This window comes from Flavobacterium sp. T12S277 (genome assembly GCF_048514875.1).
GTDB lineage: Bacteria > Bacteroidota > Bacteroidia > Flavobacteriales > Flavobacteriaceae > Flavobacterium.
Window position 1 is genome coordinate 303,937 of record NZ_JBLYEG010000002.1, and the last position, 17,881, is coordinate 321,817.

Below are 17,881 nucleotides of genomic sequence, written 5' to 3' on the forward strand. Positions count from 1 at the left end.
TTTTGGTGGTTACACAAACGTATTTCTAATATTTTGAATGCTATGTTAAAATTTTTGAACAAATCGCAAAAATTCAAGGATCACAACATTTTAATGCATACTATCAAATATTTTCATGTATTTATCCCTGGTTTTTATCTTTATATTAGAATACTTTTTCGAATATTTGTTACAACGAATCGAAATAAAAGTGAGAGCAAAAATTCAGAATGCCGTTTCAGGAAAAATCGAAGCTATCGGATTACCGATTTTAGCTTTATGCTGGGTAAGTTTTTTTTGGGGAACCACCTGGCTTGCGTCCAAAGAAGGCGTAAAACATATGCCCGCTTTGCAGTTGGCCACCATCCGTCAATTACTGGGCGGAATTTTATATGTAGGCTATTTTCTGTTTAAAAAACAACCCTGGCCAAAAGGCAAACAATGGCGCACGATTATCATTTTGGCGTTTTTAAATTTTGTATGCAGCAATGGCTTGAGCACCTGGGGTGTCAAATACATGAGCAGCGGACTCGGAGCCATCATCAGTGCTTTATTTCCGATATGGATCATTATCATCAATTTTTTTAATGGTCAGAAAGTTGCAAAAATGGCTTTGATCGGAATTCTGATCAGTTTTGGTGGGGTTTGTATTATTTTCGTTGATTATCTTTCTGATTTTTTCAGACCTGATTTTCAATTCGGAATCATCCTGATGACTGCTTCTACGATAACTTGGGCCTTTGGTATACTCGAAACAAAGAAACAGGCATCCAGTTTTAATCCCTATTTCAGTTTGGGATTGCAAATGCTGATTTCGAGTGTGTTTCTTTTCGGAATCACCGAAGCAGCAGGAATGAACATTCCGCTAAGCGAAATCCCTTTGCCTTCTTTGTGGTCTATTGTCTATCTGGTTCTTATTGGTTCTGTTTTAACTTTCATAGCGTTTATCTATTCGTTACAGCATCTTCCAACCGAAATCAGCAGTATCTATGTCTACATCAATCCAATTGTTGCCATGATTTTAGGGTCTTTCATTTTCGGAGAAACGCTTACACAGGCCATCGCCATTGGTACAATTGTAACCTTAACCGGTTTGTATTTGGTAAACAAAACCATTCGGAAAACTAAAAAATAACGATTCCCTTTATTCGGTAAAAATTCATAAACTGCACTCAGAGTCTTTTAACTCCCTATAAGCTGTTAAAAACGAAGCTTCTTTAGGGTTTTGAAAAGTGCTTTTCGTATTTTTGCGCCAAATTGTTTTTATGAAATCTTTTTTATACAAATACCGTAAATTCTTTATTGTACTTATTGTATTTTCGGCTGTTACCATCTCTTTATTTTACTCGGCTTTAAAACCACAAAAAACACTGCCCATCTACAACCCTGCCGATGTAAATCCGGAATTAGTAGATAGTACGGTGCAATACAAAAGCAAATACCATACAATTGCCGATTTTTCATTTGTGAATCAAAACGGTGATACCATTACTCAGAAGAATTACGAAGGCAAGATTTATGTGGCCGACTTTTTCTTCACGACCTGCGGGTCCATTTGCCCAAAGATGACGACCAATCTGGTTGATGTTCAAAAAGCGGTTTTAAACAATCCGAAAGTAATGCTGCTTTCTCATACGGTGTTTCCTGAGGTTGATAGTATTCCGGTTTTAAAAGCGTATGCGATCAAACACGGTGTGGTAGACAGCAAATGGAATCTGGTTACCGGCGATAAAAAAGAAATTTACACCATGGCCCGAAAATCATACCTGGCGGTGAAACTCGGACGTCCCGATCAGCTGTACGATATGGTACATACCGAAAATTTTGTTTTGGTGGATCAAAAAAGACGTGTTCGCGGTTTTTATGACGGGACAAATAAAGAAGAAATTAAACGTCTTTTAGAAGACATCAATTTCCTTTCTCAGGAGTAAAATCCCTTATTTTTAGAAAGATTTAGCATTTACAAAAGTGTTAAATGCCTTGAAATAAAGAATAATTGCCTATTTTTGCAATCTAAATTCAATCTAAATAAGCTTGCAAAATACTATCCACACTCTGAAAAAAGGCGAGAAAGCCATTATCAAAGATTTTGATATCGATCTTATTCCTTTAAAACTACTAGAAATGGGTTGTTTACCGGGCAACTTAGTTGAATTGTTACAAATCGCTCCTTTTGGCGATCCCCTTTATTTAGACATTAATGGCTCGCATGTAGCCATTCGCGTTGAAACTGCTCGTGAAATTGAAGTTGAACTGATCAAAAACAATTTGTAATGAGTGTTCAAAATATCAACGTTGCCCTTATCGGGAATCCTAATACAGGAAAAACTTCTGTTTTCAATCAGCTTACCGGATTAAATCAACAGGTTGGGAATTATCCCGGAATTACTGTTGAGAAAAAAATCGGGTTCTGCAAATTACCCAACAATGTCAAAGCCAACATTCTGGATCTTCCGGGAACGTACAGTCTGAACGCCAGTTCGATGGACGAAAGTGTGGTAATTGAACTTTTGTTGAACAAAAACGACAAATTATACCCGGATGTAGCGGTAGTGGTTACAGATGTCGAAAATCTGAAACGTAATTTACTGATTTACACTCAAATAAAAGATCTTGAAATTCCAACGATTCTGGTCATCAACATGTCAGACCGTATGGAAAGTAAAGGTATCACGCTGGATATTCCTTATCTGGAGGAGAAACTAAAAACTAAAATTGCTTTAGTAAGCTCCCGAAAAGGTTTGGGAATCGAAGAGTTAAAAGAACTAATTGTTTCATACAAAACGATTCCGCACGAACCATGCCTGAATGCTTCTGTTATTGACCAGGAGTATTTTGAAAAACTACAGCATGCTTTCCCAAATCAATTGTTGTACAAACTTTGGCTGGTGATCACGCAGGATGTGAATTTTTCGAACCTGGATCGAAATGAAATCAGAAGTACTTTTACCAAGTCTCATTCCGAATTAAAACGCTTACAGCAAAAAGAAACGATAAAACGTTATCAATTTATAAACGATGTTTTAAAAGAAGGTTTAAAAGTTGACGCCACGATGGCCAAAGACATTAGGGCAAAACTGGATCGCATTTTAACGCACAAGGTTTGGGGTTATGTGATTTTCTTAGCCATTTTATTTTTGATCTTCCAATCTATTTTTAGCTGGTCAACGATACCTATGGATTTCATAGACAGTAGTTTTGCTTCTTTAAGCAGCTGGGTGGCGGCAGAATTGCCAAGCGGAATTCTGACCGACTTACTTTCACAAGGAATTGTACCGGGAATTGGTGGTGTGATCATTTTTATTCCACAAATTGCCTTTTTATTTTTATTCATTTCGATTTTAGAGGAAAGCGGTTATATGAGCCGTGTGGTCTTTTTGATGGATAAAATCATGCGAAAGTTTGGTTTGTCCGGTAAAAGCGTTGTGCCTTTGATTTCAGGAACGGCCTGTGCTATTCCCGCAATTATGGCCACCCGTAATATTGAAAACTGGAAAGAACGACTGATCACCATTCTTGTGACTCCGTTTACAACCTGTTCGGCCAGATTACCTGTTTATACGATTATTATTTCATTGGTAATTCCGGATGAACGTTTGTTTGGTATACTAAACATGCAGGGATTAGCGCTAATGCTATTGTATTTATTAGGTTTTGTAACCGCAATTGTTTCTTCTTATATCTTAAACAAAATTCTAAAAATAAGCGCCAAGACGTATTTCGTGGTAGAAATGCCAAGTTATAAACTGCCATTATTCAAAAACGTTGCGATTAATGTAGTCGAAAAAACAAAAGCTTTCGTAGTGGGTGCCGGGAAAATTATCTTAGCCATATCTGTGATTTTGTGGTTCTTAGCTTCTTATGGTCCCGGGAAAGATTTTAATGAGGCCGAGACTATTGTAAAAGAAAAATTTGCAGCTACTCCTTTAGACGAAACTCAATTTGAAAATGAGGTTGCTTCTCAAAAACTGGAGAATTCTTATATCGGTTTGATGGGCAGAGCAATAGAACCTGTGATTTCGCCTTTAGGTTACGATTGGAAAATCGGAATTGCACTAATTAGTTCTTTTGCGGCACGTGAAGTTTTCGTAGGAACATTAGCCACCATATATAGTGTTGGAGACACGGATAACGAATCAACCATAAGAAGTAAAATGCAGGAAGAGATCAATCCGGAAACGGGTCATAAGATCTTTAATTTTGCCTCCGGTATCTCATTGTTACTTTTTTATGCTTTTGCGATGCAATGTGCCAGTACACTGGCTATTACGAAAAAAGAAACCAATTCCTGGAAATGGCCCGCTATGCAGCTGGTCCTGATGAGTGGTCTTGCCTATTTTGTTGCATTAATAGCCTATCAACTTTTAAAATAAACGATCATGATACAGGAAATTATAGCTTTTATCATATTATTCATTGCCGTTGGCTACCTCATCAAAAAGTTCTTTTGGAAATCTAAAAAGAAAAAAGACTGCGGTGACGGGAATTGCGGGTGTTCGTAGTTTTTTAAAGGTGCTAAGATACTGAGGTGCTGAGATACTAAGTTTATTTTTCTGTTTATGAATTGTTCCTACGGAACTCTCTCAATAAAAAAAGGGGGCTTCGACTTCACTCAGCCTGACATTCCACTATAATTTTGCGGGTGTCTGGCTGAGCGAAGTCGAAGCCCTTTCTCTATTAAAAACTGAAGACTGAGACTGAGACTGAAAACTGAGACTAAATAACTACTTCTCCCCCTCCCATTCTGCATAAAACTGTGCCAGGAAGGTTTCCATGAAACGATGTCTTTCTGCCGCGATTTGTTTACCAGTTTCGGTATTCATTTTATCTTTTAGCAATAAAAGCTTTTCGTAAAAATGATTGATCGTTGGCGCGTTATTCTTTTTGTATTCCTCTTTGGTCATATTGGTTATCGGAGCAATTTCAGGATCATGAAGCGTTCTGTTCTTAAATCCGCCATAATTAAATGCTCTTGCTACTCCAATGGCCCCAATTGCATCTAAACGATCCGCATCCTGAACGATATCTAATTCTGTGGAAGAAAACTTCTTTTCAAAATTTCCGCCCTTATACGAGATGTTTTCGATGATGTTTACGACATGTTGAATCGTATCTTCTGCAACTTCTTCCCCTTCTAAAAACAAGCGTGCCGTTCTGGGTCCGATCGTCTCATCACCATTGTGAAATTTACTGTCGGCAATATCATGAAGCAAAGCCCCTAACTGCACAACGGTAAGATCACAATCTGATCCTTTTGCAATTAAAAGTGCATTTTTATAAACGCGTTCGATATGAAACCAATCGTGTCCACCCTCGGCGTCGTTTAATTTCTCTTTTACAAAAGCGATGGTTTTGTTTATTAGTTCAGAATTCTTCATGGTATTTTTATAGTTTGCGGTAAAGGACAGTCCAATAAAACGAAATTAAACTGCTGTTTTATACTTTAAATAAAAAATGTTGATTGTCAAAGTTTTGCAACCTCAACAATCAACAATATGTTTTTAGATGTTCTGCTTAAAGTTTCATAAATCTAAACTTCAAAATCAGAAAGCTACAATCGTGCTGGTTCAACCCATTTAAAGATATGTGATTCTTGCGGAATAACTAATCTTTCAGAGATTCTTGCCATACGAGCCGGTAATTTCATTAAGTAATCACGTGCTTTTTCAGCTTCATCTGTCAAATTCGAAATTTTATCAATTTCCCATTTGTCAATTAATTTTTGCATGATGTCTACGTAGTCGTTTGCTGTATAGACTCCGATACGTTGTGCCGAATCAGAGAACTGTTCAAAAGCACTGCTTATTTTCTGACCTGATTCTCTTAAGAAATGAGCCGGCATTACGATTTTTTGTTTCATCATGTATTGAAACGCCAACATCATTTCGCTCGGATCTACTGCAAAAATACGGGTAACAAACTCGCTGTACGCATGGTGGTGACGCATTTCGTCACCTGCAATCATTTTACACATTTTAGACAACTTGTTGTCACCAAATTTCTTAGCCATTTGTGCCACTCTGTTGTGTGAAACATAAGTAGCTAGCTCCTGGAAGCTGGTGTATACGAAGTTTTTGTACGGATCAGATCCGGTTCCAATATCAAAACCGTCATTGATTAAATGCTGTGTGGTCATTTCGATTTCACGCATGTTTACACGACCGGACAAATACAAATATTTATTTAAAAGGTCTCCGTGACGGTTTTCTTCTCCGGTCCATTGTCTGATCCATTTCGACCAGCCATTTCCACCGTTTTCTACCTGATTGACTCCTTCTACATCCATTAACCATGATTCGTATGTTGGCAAAGCTTCTTCAGTGATGGTATCACCCACTAAAGTTACCCAGAAATCATATGGCAATTCTTTAGCAATTTCACGCAACTCTTTTACCTCCTCAAAGAAGTTCTCTCCTTCAGAATTAGGCAAAAAGTCTGACGGCTGCCAAATTTTTTCCACTGGAATTAAATACTGTTCGACGAAGCTATCCACGTTTTTTTCCAAAAACTGCATTACTTCTAATCTAATGTTTTTTATAGACATTACTTATTTAAGATTGGGATTTAAGTTTTGGTTGGTACTAAAACTTAAATCTATTTATACTCATTTACTCCTTCTACCACTGCTTTTTCTGTCAAAGCCATTAAACTGGCAAAATCATAATCTTTTACAGCCATTGCTTTATGCGCTGTAAAGGTTAAATGATTTCCTAATCCAACCGGAAACATTCCATAACGAACCATTTTCCAGGAATTATTGATACTTACCGGCACTACATAAGCAGACGGCGCATATTTACATAAGATTTTTAAACCACTTTGTGCAAATTCTTTGGGCTTTCCTGTTTTACTTCTGGTTCCTTCAGGAAAAATTACAGCAGCTCTCGTGTTCTTTTCGATATATTCAGACAAGCCTTTGATTACGGGAATCGCTTGTTTAGGGTCTTTGCGGTCGATTAAGACAGATCCTCCATGGCGCAAATTAAAAGACACACTCGGGATTCCGCTTCCTAACTCTTTCTTACTTACAAATTTACAATGAAATCGTCTAAAGTACCAAATCATTGTCACGATATCGTACATACTTTGGTGATTCGCAACAAAAATGATCGGAACTCCCTTTGGTATGTCCTCAACTCCACTAACGGTATACCTTGTTCCTACCAGATTTGTGCATCTTAACAGGAAAAAATTCAGATAATCTACACTCTTTTTGTGTGCCTGATACCCAAAAACATTCAGGCAAAACCATTGAATCGGGTGAAATACCGCCAAACAAAAACCAAAACATAAGTAATAAATTACGGAAATGGGATACGAAATTATCTTCTGCATGCTTGAAAAATTAATGCCCAAAAGTAATAAATAAATTTTTAGCGGTATAAAAATTGAAAACAATAACTGTTTTTCTGGTTTAATTGTACCTTTGCCCTAAAATTTGCAAATTTTTTCTGAATTAAATGAACTTCACTTACCCTAAAAATGAACGCTTAAAGAGCAAAACGACAATAGGTTTACTGTTTTCCGAAGGGAAATCGGTTTCGAAATATCCCTTGCGTTTGGTTTATCGTCCGGCGGAAGAGCATTCAGAAGAAAAAATCAAAATGGGGGTTTCGGTATCTAAGAAATACTTCAAAAAAGCTGTTGACCGCAATTACTTCAAGCGTGTTTTAAGAGAAACGTATCGCTTAAACAAACATTTACTTTTGGATAACATTCAGGAGCCTTATTCCCTGATGTTTTTTTACCAGAGCAAAGACCGATTGTCTTATGCAGAAATCAACACCAAGACCATTCAGCTGTTTGAGAAATTCCTGCAACAGGTAAACAAAAGCTCTGATTCTGAAAATAAAACAGAATTGTAATTCCTTTACGGCAACTTTATTTATCAAATTATACGAAAAATTATAAAAAAATTGTAGTTTTAAATTTAATTTGAAATATTATGCGCTATATTTTCTTTTTATTCCTGCTTTTTTTAGGCTTTTCGAGTTGTGGTAAAAATGAGGAGGCTTCTGCCGATATGATGATTAGTGCCGTCAAGCTTCCTGCAAAAAATGAATCCGCTGCAGCGTCAGAAAAACAATACGACCCCGCTGCTCCGGCTGAAGCAGGTGCTCCGGAGATTTCACAAAAAATTATCAAACAGGCTTCTCTTCGATTTGAAACCAATGATTTAGAAGATACTTTCAAACAAATTCAAACTGCAATTACAGCCAACAAAGCCAGCATTCAGAATGATTCGGAAGGAAAAGAGTATGACAACATTTACAGAACCTTAACAATTAGAGTTCCCAGCGCAAACTTTGACTCTTTTATAACTGCGGTTTCAAAGGGGGTTTCGTACTTTGAACAAAAAGAAATCTCTGCAGAAAATGTCACCGAACAGTACATTGACTTAACTTCGCGATTAAATACAAAACGCAAACTTGAAGCCCGCTACTTAGAGATCTTGCAAAAAGCCACAAAAATTAGTGAAATACTGGAAATTGAAAAACAGATTTCGGCTATCCGCGAAGAAATTGAAGCCAAAGAAGGTCAGTTAAAATATCTCGAAAGCCGTGTTTCAGAAAGCACTGTAACGATCTCATTTTACAAAACTGTTGCTCAAAAACAAGGCGTTAAAATTTCGTATGGTTCTAAAATATGGGCCGCCATTCAGTCTGGTTTTTTCAGCCTGTCCGATTTTTTAATTTCAATAATTAGTGTCTGGCCATTTATTATAGTATTTTGCGTACTGGTCTACTTTATTAGAAAAAGATTTAAAAGAAAAAAAATATAATCATGTATCCTTATTTCAAGAAGAAATTCATCATACCTGCTGTTGCTGCAGGGTTTTTATTTGTCGGAACCAGTTTCAAAGACGATTTTTTTGAAATTGCCAAACAAATCGAAATCTTTACCACTTTGTTCAAAGCGGTAAATACCAATTATGTCGACGAAACCAACCCGGGTGACCTGATGGACAAGGCCATTAAAAGCATGCTGGGAAGTCTGGATCCTTATACCGTTTATTTTAATGAACAGGATGTTGTTAATTTCAAAATCAACAACACAGGCGAATATACCGGAATCGGAGCTTTGATTTCGAGAAAAAAAGACCGTCTAATTGTACGCGAACCTTACAAAAACTATCCTGCCGACAAAGCCGGACTGAAAGCCGGAGACGAAATCATTCAGATTGGTGATGTTATGATCGCCGATTTTAAGGATGATGCCTCGCAATTGCTGAAAGGAACTAAAAACACTAAAATTAATATTAAATACCTGCGTCAGGGAAAAACCTTCACTACCGAATTGGTTCTGGATGAAGTAGATATTAAATCGGTTCCGTTTTACGGAAAGATTGATACCAAAACCGGATACATTGTTCTGGCGCACTTTAGCCGAAAAGCTTCCAACGAAGTAAAAGATGCCCTGGAAAAACTTAAAGCAGACGGTGCCACTCAAATTGTACTTGATTTAAGAGGAAATCCGGGTGGTTTACTTAACGAAGCCATTGATATCTGTAATTTATTTGTTCCGAAGAATGAAGTTATTGTGACAACAAAATCACGTATCGAAAAACACAACAACACCTATAAAACCACTAAAGAGCCAATTGATACTGAGATTCCTTTGGCCATTTTAGTAAACGGACGAAGCGCCTCAGCCTCAGAAATTGTTTCAGGAGCTTTACAGGATTTAGACCGTGCTGTGATTCTGGGAAGCCGCAGTTTCGGAAAAGGATTGGTACAGCGTTCTGTTGATCTGACTTACGGGACTCAATTAAAAGTTACGATCTCACGTTATTACACACCTTCCGGCCGCTGTATTCAGGCTTTGGATTATGCGCATAAAGATAAAAATGGTGTCGCTCAAAAAACCGATGCTAAAAACTTCAATGCTTTTAAAACCCGAAAAGGAAGAACCGTTTATGATGGTGGTGGTGTTTTACCGGATATCGAATTGGACGAAACCAAAATGAGTCCGATTACGACAGCCTTGCTAAAAAACGACGGGATCTTTGATTATGCCACAACGTATTATTACAAAAATCCAAACTTAGGCGATAAAACACCTGTTTTGACGGATGCCGATTACAGCAATTTCAAGCAGTACCTAAGAGCCAACAAAATTAGCTTTGATACGGAAACAGAGGTGGCGCTGAAAAACACGCTGAATGCTGCCAAAAATGAAAAAATAGACGAAACTATTGCTCCGGAATACCAGCAATTACTTGCTGCTTTGGAGAAAAGTGAGAGTACGCTGCTTGATAAAAATCAAAAGGAAATTAGAAACCTGATACAGGAAGAACTGATTAAGAGATACCAATATCAGGAAGGTTTGTATCAGTATTACATTAAAAACAATTCAGAAATTAAAAAAGCAGTGAATGTATTAAATAACCAGACTGAGTACAAAACGATTTTAAAAATGTAAAAATAATGAAGCTTTGTAGAGCCCTATTTCTGTTTCTTATTTACAATTTATCGGCACAGCAAAAACCCATTGAAACTATTTATTTCGAATTTGACAGGTTCGATCTTACTCCAAAACAAACCGAAATTGTAAACCGTTTTATTAAAAGTATCGACTCCTCTAAAGTAGAGTCGGTACAAATATATGGCTATTGTGATGATCGCGGAAATGACGAATACAATTTCCGTTTGTCTAACAATCGCGCAAGCACTATACAGAACATGTTGATTAAAGCGGGATTCAATCAGGGTAAAATTGTAATTCTGGAAGGAAAAGGGCGTGTTGTTGTACGGCCCGACACCGTCGAAAACCTGCACGAAACCCGCTCCAGAAATCGGCGGGTCGATTTGATAGCCGTTAAGAAAAACAGTTTTGGAAAAGGAATTTACAACTCGTTCCCGAACAAGCTAAAAATTGGCGACAAAGTTTTCTTAGACAATATACTGTTTGATATTGGAAGTTCGAAACTCACCACCAATTCTAAAAAGGAACTAGACAAAGTTGCCCTTATCTTAGAAAAGCAAAAAGGTCTAAAATTTGAAATTAGGGGGCACGTTTGCTGCACCCCCGACATTTATAGTGACGGAATCGACAGGGCTACCAACGAAAGAAGGCTTTCCTGGAACCGCGCCAAAACTGTATTCTATTACCTGAGTTCCAAAAAAATCTCCAAAAACCGAATGACCTATCAAGGTTGTGGTAACAAATATCCGTTAGGAAAAGGAGACAATCTCGATCGCCGCGTTGAGTTTTTGATCACTAAAATTTAAACACTTTTAGTCCCAGTAAACCTCTGAACCTTTGCACCTCCAGCAGCTATTAACCGCGAGTCATCTCTATGTGTTCAATATCGTCCTCCAGATACATTTCACTGGTTTGCACAAATCCGTGGCTTTCGTAGAATTTTTTTAAATACAGCTGCGCACCAATGGTTATGGCTTCTTTATCAAAATTCGATTTTATGGCAGCAATTGCTTCACGCATTAGGTCATGTCCCCATTTTCGGTCTCTGTAATTGGCATCTACCACCACACGCCCGATTGAAGCATTGTCAAAACTGATTCCCGCGTCAAACAAACGTACATACGCCACTGTTTTCCCATCGTACTCGCCAATCAGGTGTAGTGCTTTCTTGTCTTTACCGTCAAGGTCTAAATAAACACAGTTTTGCTCTACTACAAAGATCTCACTTCTTAATTTGAGCACATCATATAGCTCGTTTACATTTAATGCCTCAAATGGCTTTATTTTCCATTCTAGTTCCATTCGTCTTTTATTTATAATTGTGGTTCTATTGTTTTTGTGGTTCTAACTTTCGTTAAAAGCAAAATTACACTAAATACTATCAAATAGAAATCCCGACTGTTGTTTACAATCGGGATTTCTATTTAGTACGGAAGTATTATCTTATTTTTTCTTCATAATGATTTCCATGCTCTTAAACTCCTCCCCGTTTTTTACATCGAACATTTCCATTTTGCGCGTTTTAGCATCTACTATGGTATAAATTTCGCGATAAGGTGTTTTTTTTCCATTTAACGGATTAACCATATCCCCTTTCAGTTCCATGCTTTTGGTGCTTTCATCATATTTACCCGTTGCCACGAGCATTCCGGTTCCCATATTATCGATAAAAGTTGTGGTATATTCTTTACTGGCGTTGTTGTAAGCGAGTGTACTTTTGCCTTCAAAAGCCTGTCCCATCATGGTTCCTTGATAATTGGATTCCTGATAACGTCCGCCAAGAATCATTTTGATGTTTGCCGTTGAAGTGGCTTTTTCAGGTTTTCCGTTTGGTTCTGACCAGAAAGTCATATCGCAGTTCCAGGTTCCCACTTCATCAGTCATTAATTTATGAGGAGCTCCCGGAGTTGCATAAGCCTGCCAGGCTTTCATTTGTGCTGCCGAATCAAGCGGTTGTTCGGTTATTGCTTCTTTTGTTTTAGTACTATCCGAAACACCACCGGTTTCAACTTGTGTTTTTTCTTCTTTTTTACAGGACGCAAAACACACGACTAACATAAACAATGTTACAATTAAATTTTTCATAAGCATCTGTTTTAATGTTTGTTATCAAACAAAATTAAGAAAAATTAACTTGCCAACCCTTTGTTACAATCTTAAACCCTAAATGATCAGCGTTTATCGATTTTAACCGATTTTATTATTGCTTCGAGATCCAGCATCAAATCGCGTTCTTCATTTGACGGTGAATAACAAAATCCCTCAATTACCAAAATCCTTTTATACATTTCGTCTACAATTGCATAGTTGATAAAGGGTCCGGCCATAAAATCGTTCTTAAGCTCCCAGGTTCCTTTGGTTTCAAAGGCTTTCTTTCCATCTAATGTTATGGTCGAAAAATAAGGGGCATAGGCCTCCCCCGTAATCATGCGTGTGTTGGGCTCTCTGCCTTTGATGTAGCTTCCAACGGAGTCGCGCATCCGAATAATATTGTCGATTACATTGCTGCTTTTTTCAAAACTGTGAATGGGGATCTGATAAATCAACAAACTGGTGTTGCCGCTTATAATGTCCTTTTTTAACCAAATAAAGTTCTTTTTGTGCAACATGTATTCATATCCGGTTGGAATTTGCAGATCGATATGAAATTTGTTTTTTATAACAGCTTGATTCAACAAGGATTTGCTGTTATCTTCCTGGATTTTTTTGATTTCGGTGTCCCGGATTATTTTGATGATTTGCGCCGAATTGAGTTCGATGCTGCAAATAATATCATCAACTGATTTTCCGTAAATTCTAAAAGTGTTGTGGGGTAATGATCTGCTGTGGGTTACTTCGAACTTATCAGCAGTTGCTTTTTTTACGACAATTATGCTTCGGCTATCGGTAACAAAACCTTCGAGTAAACGGGCCGGATACTGATTGATAGTAAACAGCGGTTCTTCCTGTGTAAGTCCTAAAACGGGTGAAGCAAATTTGTTCCTAATGCTGTCTCCTACTTCACCATACCATAACTGATCGTCGATGATGACAGAAATAGTATTGGTTTTTCCGGATACAGGTTCGTCCTGCTTATCATTTTTAAAACACGAAATGAAGAGCAACGGAAGTAACAGCAATAAAAAATGGGTTTTATTCATTCTCTTAAGTTATGAAATAAAACCCAAATTTATATAAGATTTTTTATTATCCGTTTATTTTAAGCTTCATTCCTGGTTTAATGTCTCCGTCTTTAATGTTATTCCACTTTTTAATATCGGAAATGGTTACTCCCGGATATTTTTTAGAAATACTATACAACGAATCTCCTTTTTTAACATAATAGTCTTCACCCAGGGCTTTTGTTGTTGCTTTTTTCTTGAACGAATCAATTGAATTGTTTGAAGCAATAGCAGTTGTAACCGCATTCTCATCAACAATTTCAGGAACCGCTTTAGAAACTACCAAAGTTTTTCCTAAACCAATATTATTTGAAGTCAGACTATTTAGTTCTTTTAACTCCGCAATAGTCGTACCGAATTTCTTTGCAATGCTGCCTAAATTGTCTCCGGCCGCTACCACATACTCTTGTGGCTGTGCATTATTTTTATCTTTATCATCAGCAGACGCAATAGCTTCCTCTGTTTTTTTATCGATCGCAAGTGTTGCTTTAGTTTCTTTTGGATTTTTAACCGAAGCGTCTATTTCCGATTTAATTTTCAGGTTTCTTCCAAAGGCAACTGAATTTGATTTCAGATTGTTCCACTTCTTCAGATCGACAATACTCACGTTGTACTTTTCGGCAATTGCTCCCAGATTATCCCCTTTCCTGACTTTGTAAAACTGAATCTCTTTGGAGGAATCTTCTTTTGCTTTTGCACTGTATTTTGTTCTTGGTGCTGTCTTCATTGCCAGTTGAACAGGCATGGTTTTATTCTGAGCCTGATACGCTACATAGGCATAAATCTTGTCTTCGTTTGAAACAAAGGTGGCAATTTTATCTTTTGGCAAACGCAGAAAGTGCTGCTCACCCTGATAATAAGGCACTACATTTAATTTATAAGAAGGATTTAAAAGCTGTAACTGAGATTGTGGCATGTCTAACAAATCGGCTATTTGTTTGAATGACATCTGGTTTTTAATCTGAACCGTATCGGTTTCAAAATTTTTAACTACGGCTCTTTGTGGATTAATTCCGTGTTCTTTATGGTATTCGAAAAGGTACATGGTTGCTAAAAAAGCAGGAACATACCCCTGAGTTTCTTTTGGAAGATGACTGCGAATGTCCCAGTATTTTGTTTTTCCGCCAGAACGACGAATGGCTTTAGTCACATTTCCGGGTCCTGAATTGTAGGAGGCCAGAACAAGTTCCCAATCACCAAAAATGTTGAACATTTTGCTCATGTATTCTGATGCAGCAGCAGTTGCTTTAAGTGGGTCGCTGCGCTCATCGATATAAGAGTCTATTTTAAGAGCGTATTGTTTACCGGTTCCGTACATGAACTGCCAGATTCCCGTGGCGCCCATTTTAGAAACTGCTTTAGGGTTTAAAGCAGATTCTACAACGGCTAAATATTTAATCTCTAAAGGTACGTTTTGCTTGGCAAAGGCATCTTCAAAAATTGGAAAGTAATATTCCGATAAAGACATTAATCTTGAGAACGATTTTTTTCGATTCTTAAGAAACGACTTTATGATGTTTTCTAATCCCTGATTGTATTCAATAGTAAAAGGCGATTTTCCATTCATTGCCTGCAGACGCTGTTTTAGCAAATCTGTTGGCAGTTCCTCATCAACGGTTACATCTGTATTGATGGTTTGAATGTCTTTTGTCAGATCATCGTAAATATCCAGACTTACTAATTCGTTCATCCAAAGACTGTCAACACGTGTTGCCAGTTCATTTTTCTTGAAAGTATTTTTAACAGAATCTAAATACGATATCTTTACAACCGGCTTAATTTCAGCATTTACTTTTGCAACATCCTGCGCTAACATGGATACTGAAAAAAACGCGGAAACCATTATTGCTATTTTTTTTACAATCATATAACATTTTTTTAAAATTCTATAATTCAACTCATTACAGAAACCTTAGTTTTGCAAACTTAAACAGTTTATGGATGAAAAATATGCAAAAAAATGTTAATTGTGATTTTTTAGTCCAAAATCGCGGCGATTCCAGGTAAAATTTTACCTTCTAACATTTCAAGCATAGCTCCACCTCCGGTAGAAACATAACTCATTTTATCTTCAAATCCGAACTGTTTTACTGCTGCAACAGAATCTCCACCTCCCACTAATGAGAAAGCTCCGTTTTCTGTAGCTTCAGCAATATAATCGCCTAAAGCGATCGTTCCTTTAGCAAAAGATTCCATTTCAAAAACTCCTAACGGACCATTCCATAAGATTGTTTTTGACTCCAGAATTACTTTTTTAAAGTTTTCTAAAGATTTAGGACCTGCATCAAGACCTTGCCATCCATCAGGAATTGCGTTTACATCGACTATCTGAGTGTTTGCTGTATTAGAGAAAGCGTCTGCAGCAATTACATCAACCGGGATGTGCACCTGAACTCCTTTTTCTTTGGCCAGTCTCAAAATTTCAAGCGCTAACTCTTGTTTGTCATCTTCGCAAATAGATTCTCCAATTTTACCACCCAGTGCTTTAACGAATGTAAATGTCATTCCGCCACCAATGATCATGTGATCTACTTTGTCTAAGATGTTTTCGATAACGGTAATTTTTGAAGATACTTTCGAACCTCCAAGAACTGCTGTTACCGGTTTTTCACTATTTTTAAGTACTTTATTTAAACTTTCTATTTCTTTTGCCAACAATGTTCCAAAACATTTTTCTGTTGGAAAAAACTGTGCAATAATCGTTGTTGAAGCATGTGCTCTGTGTGCTGTACCAAAAGCATCGTTTACATAGATGTCTCCCAATGAAGCCAATTCTTTTGCAAAAGCAACATCTCCTGCTTCTTCCTCAGCATGAAAACGTAAATTCTCCAATAATAAAACTTCTCCAGGCTGTAAGTTAGCCGCAGCTGACTGCGCTACTTCTCCAACACAATTTTCAGCAAATTTCACCTGAACTCCTAAGATTTCAGAAGCTGTTTTTAAAATGTGCTTTAACGAATATTTTTCTTCTGCTCCTTTTGGTCTGCCTAAATGCGACATTAAAATTACGCTTCCGCCTTGTGCCAAAATAGCATCAATAGTTGGTTTTGCGGCTTCGATACGCGTAGCGTCGGTTACATTAAAATTTTCATCCAATGGCACATTAAAGTCCACACGGATAATTGCTTTTTTATTTTTAAAGTCGAAATCGTTTAAAGTTTTCATTTGATAATTTTTTAATTTTTTCTGATAGAAAACAAATATAGAACTTTTAGAGTTGCAACAAATTTGAAAAATGTAAAATTAACCCCGCTGCAACAGCGAAAACGATATAATTTAAGAAAAAAAACAAATTAACTTTTAAAGACACTAAAAATGCTTCTTTAATCGTGAACCGGGCTTTGTGTACAAGGACAGTTACTGATAGATTGTAGGAAATCGAAACCAATTGTTATGGAGTGTGTTCCTGTGTTGTAATTCCCCAAATCGTTGAACATTACCTGATACGAATATCCAAAGTAGAATTTAGATTTCATAAAACCTACCATTGGTCCAACGGATAACGGTTTTGGAAACTGGTCGTTTAAGAAACGATAAGAAACCCCGATCCAATAGTAGTCTTCGTAACGATTGTAACGTCGGTACTTGAAGTTAAAATCGGTTGTAGAACGATTGTCACTTGCGAAGTATTGGTAGTAAACTGATGGTTCGTATTCGATACGGCTGTTTTCTCCGTCTTTAAAAATAAAACCAGAATAGACCTGATAATTGGAAAGCAGCGAAGGTTCAACTCCTCTGTATTTATTGGTGTTTTTCTTTAGTACGTTGTTCGCATTAAAACTGATATAAAATGCTTTGTTACGATACAGGGCACTCACATCAAAGTTGCTGTTTGCGGTATATCGGTTGTCGGTTACAGCCGGATCCAGAATAGGGTGTTCGATAGTGTTATTGAATTCATCAATATCAATACGGAAGCTATTAAAGTTATACGAAAGTCCGAAAGACAGGTATTGTTTTGAATAATAATCCAGGATGATGTGATGCGCAAAGGAAATTTTGGCTCCCGTCTGGCGTGTATATCCATTTTTATCATTGTACACATTGATCCCGACTCCTGAACGATCCAAGACTCTAAAATCGGCATAAAGCGACTGGTTGTCCGGTGCATCTTTTATCCCTACCCATTGTGTAAGTCCGTTGGCTCTAATTCGAAGGTTATCTCCAATACCGGCAAAAGCTGGTGAGATAACAAATGGATTATCTGCTAAATACTGTGTGAAAACTGGTAGGTTTAACTCTTGGCTGTAACTTGTTGTTACAGCCATGAGTACTAAAGATAAAATAAACTTTTTCATTGTAATAATTTTTTTAGA

The 17,881-nt window shown here is 37.2% G+C and carries 18 protein-coding genes; 9 read left to right on the forward strand and 9 right to left on the reverse strand.

Translation table 11 applies throughout. The annotated features are described in order from the left end of the window. Positions 1 to 190: 190 nt before the first annotated feature. The 5 genes from ACN1CN_RS05550 to ACN1CN_RS05570 all read left to right on the forward strand — a co-directional run bounded on the left by ACN1CN_RS05550 (position 191) and on the right by ACN1CN_RS05570 (position 4,481). Entirely contained in the window at positions 191 to 1,114 is a 924-nt protein-coding gene (locus tag ACN1CN_RS05550; protein WP_291286617.1) for a DMT family transporter, read from the forward strand. A 130-nt stretch (positions 1,115 to 1,244) separates the two neighbouring features. Next, positions 1,245 to 1,910, forward strand: a complete 666-nt coding sequence (locus ACN1CN_RS05555) for an SCO family protein (RefSeq protein WP_419134934.1) — start codon at positions 1,245 to 1,247, stop codon at positions 1,908 to 1,910. A 103-nt stretch (positions 1,911 to 2,013) separates the two neighbouring features. Then, a complete protein-coding gene (locus ACN1CN_RS05560) occupies positions 2,014 to 2,253 on the forward strand; it encodes a FeoA family protein (protein WP_264525774.1) in 240 nt (79 codons plus the stop codon). Then, positions 2,253 to 4,352 carry a ferrous iron transport protein B gene (feoB, locus tag ACN1CN_RS05565; RefSeq protein ID WP_419134935.1) on the forward strand — a complete coding sequence of 700 codons (2,100 nt, stop codon included), beginning with the start codon at positions 2,253 to 2,255 and terminating at the stop codon, positions 4,350 to 4,352. Before ACN1CN_RS05560 ends, feoB begins: the two co-directional genes overlap by 1 nt. 6 nt (positions 4,353 to 4,358) lie before the next feature. Then, complete coding sequence (locus ACN1CN_RS05570) at positions 4,359 to 4,481, forward strand: FeoB-associated Cys-rich membrane protein (RefSeq protein WP_373321405.1); 123 nt, start codon at positions 4,359 to 4,361, stop codon at positions 4,479 to 4,481. A gap of 222 nt (positions 4,482 to 4,703) precedes the next feature. Here ACN1CN_RS05570 and ACN1CN_RS05575 read toward each other — a convergent pair whose 3' ends face one another. From ACN1CN_RS05575 to ACN1CN_RS05585, 3 genes are all read right to left on the reverse strand, one after another. Further along, positions 4,704 to 5,357, reverse strand: a complete 654-nt coding sequence (locus tag ACN1CN_RS05575; protein ID WP_419134936.1) for an HD domain-containing protein — start codon at positions 5,355 to 5,357, stop codon at positions 4,704 to 4,706. Positions 5,358 to 5,530: 173 nt separating this feature from the next. Further along, positions 5,531 to 6,523 (reverse strand): acyl-ACP desaturase, encoded by a 993-nt coding sequence (locus ACN1CN_RS05580; protein ID WP_264525777.1) that lies wholly within the window; start codon positions 6,521 to 6,523, stop codon positions 5,531 to 5,533. A gap of 50 nt (positions 6,524 to 6,573) precedes the next feature. Then, positions 6,574 to 7,314, reverse strand: coding sequence for a lysophospholipid acyltransferase family protein (locus tag ACN1CN_RS05585; RefSeq protein WP_419134937.1), 741 nt, complete (start codon positions 7,312 to 7,314; stop codon positions 6,574 to 6,576). A gap of 125 nt (positions 7,315 to 7,439) precedes the next feature. On the opposite strand from ACN1CN_RS05585, the gene rnpA reads away from it, so the two are divergent. The 4 genes from rnpA (at position 7,440) to ACN1CN_RS05605 (ending at position 11,210) form a co-directional block, all read left to right on the forward strand. Next, positions 7,440 to 7,844: a ribonuclease P protein component gene (gene rnpA / locus ACN1CN_RS05590; RefSeq protein WP_419134938.1), complete on the forward strand. Its 405-nt coding sequence runs from the start codon at positions 7,440 to 7,442 to the stop codon at positions 7,842 to 7,844. An 80-nt stretch (positions 7,845 to 7,924) separates the two neighbouring features. Then, positions 7,925 to 8,761, forward strand: a complete 837-nt coding sequence (locus ACN1CN_RS05595; protein ID WP_419134939.1) for a DUF4349 domain-containing protein — start codon at positions 7,925 to 7,927, stop codon at positions 8,759 to 8,761. A 2-nt stretch (positions 8,762 to 8,763) separates the two neighbouring features. Continuing rightward, positions 8,764 to 10,401, forward strand: coding sequence for a S41 family peptidase (locus tag ACN1CN_RS05600; RefSeq protein ID WP_419134940.1), 1,638 nt, complete (start codon positions 8,764 to 8,766; stop codon positions 10,399 to 10,401). 5 nt (positions 10,402 to 10,406) lie between these two features. Then, positions 10,407 to 11,210: an OmpA family protein gene (locus tag ACN1CN_RS05605; RefSeq protein WP_419134941.1), complete on the forward strand. Its 804-nt coding sequence runs from the start codon at positions 10,407 to 10,409 to the stop codon at positions 11,208 to 11,210. Positions 11,211 to 11,259: 49 nt separating this feature from the next. Here ACN1CN_RS05605 and ACN1CN_RS05610 read toward each other — a convergent pair whose 3' ends face one another. The 6 genes from ACN1CN_RS05610 to ACN1CN_RS05635 form a co-directional block, all read right to left on the reverse strand. Continuing rightward, a complete protein-coding gene (locus ACN1CN_RS05610) occupies positions 11,260 to 11,706 on the reverse strand; it encodes a GNAT family N-acetyltransferase (RefSeq protein WP_419134942.1) in 447 nt (148 codons plus the stop codon). A 141-nt stretch (positions 11,707 to 11,847) separates the two neighbouring features. Next, the gene (locus ACN1CN_RS05615; protein WP_419134943.1) at positions 11,848 to 12,489 is read right to left on the reverse strand and encodes a DUF1579 domain-containing protein; all 642 of its coding nucleotides are present in this window, start codon (positions 12,487 to 12,489) and stop codon (positions 11,848 to 11,850) included. 86 nt (positions 12,490 to 12,575) lie between these two features. Next, positions 12,576 to 13,544, reverse strand: coding sequence for a DUF4837 family protein (locus ACN1CN_RS05620; RefSeq protein WP_419134944.1), 969 nt, complete (start codon positions 13,542 to 13,544; stop codon positions 12,576 to 12,578). A 46-nt stretch (positions 13,545 to 13,590) separates the two neighbouring features. Further along, positions 13,591 to 15,432: a LysM peptidoglycan-binding domain-containing protein gene (locus ACN1CN_RS05625; RefSeq protein ID WP_419134945.1), complete on the reverse strand. Its 1,842-nt coding sequence runs from the start codon at positions 15,430 to 15,432 to the stop codon at positions 13,591 to 13,593. A gap of 110 nt (positions 15,433 to 15,542) precedes the next feature. After that, positions 15,543 to 16,730 carry a phosphoglycerate kinase gene (locus ACN1CN_RS05630; RefSeq protein ID WP_419134946.1) on the reverse strand — a complete coding sequence of 396 codons (1,188 nt, stop codon included), beginning with the start codon at positions 16,728 to 16,730 and terminating at the stop codon, positions 15,543 to 15,545. Between the two features lie 158 nt (positions 16,731 to 16,888). After that, positions 16,889 to 17,863 carry a type IX secretion system membrane protein PorP/SprF gene (locus ACN1CN_RS05635; protein ID WP_264525792.1) on the reverse strand — a complete coding sequence of 325 codons (975 nt, stop codon included), beginning with the start codon at positions 17,861 to 17,863 and terminating at the stop codon, positions 16,889 to 16,891. Positions 17,864 to 17,881: the final 18 nt, after the last annotated feature.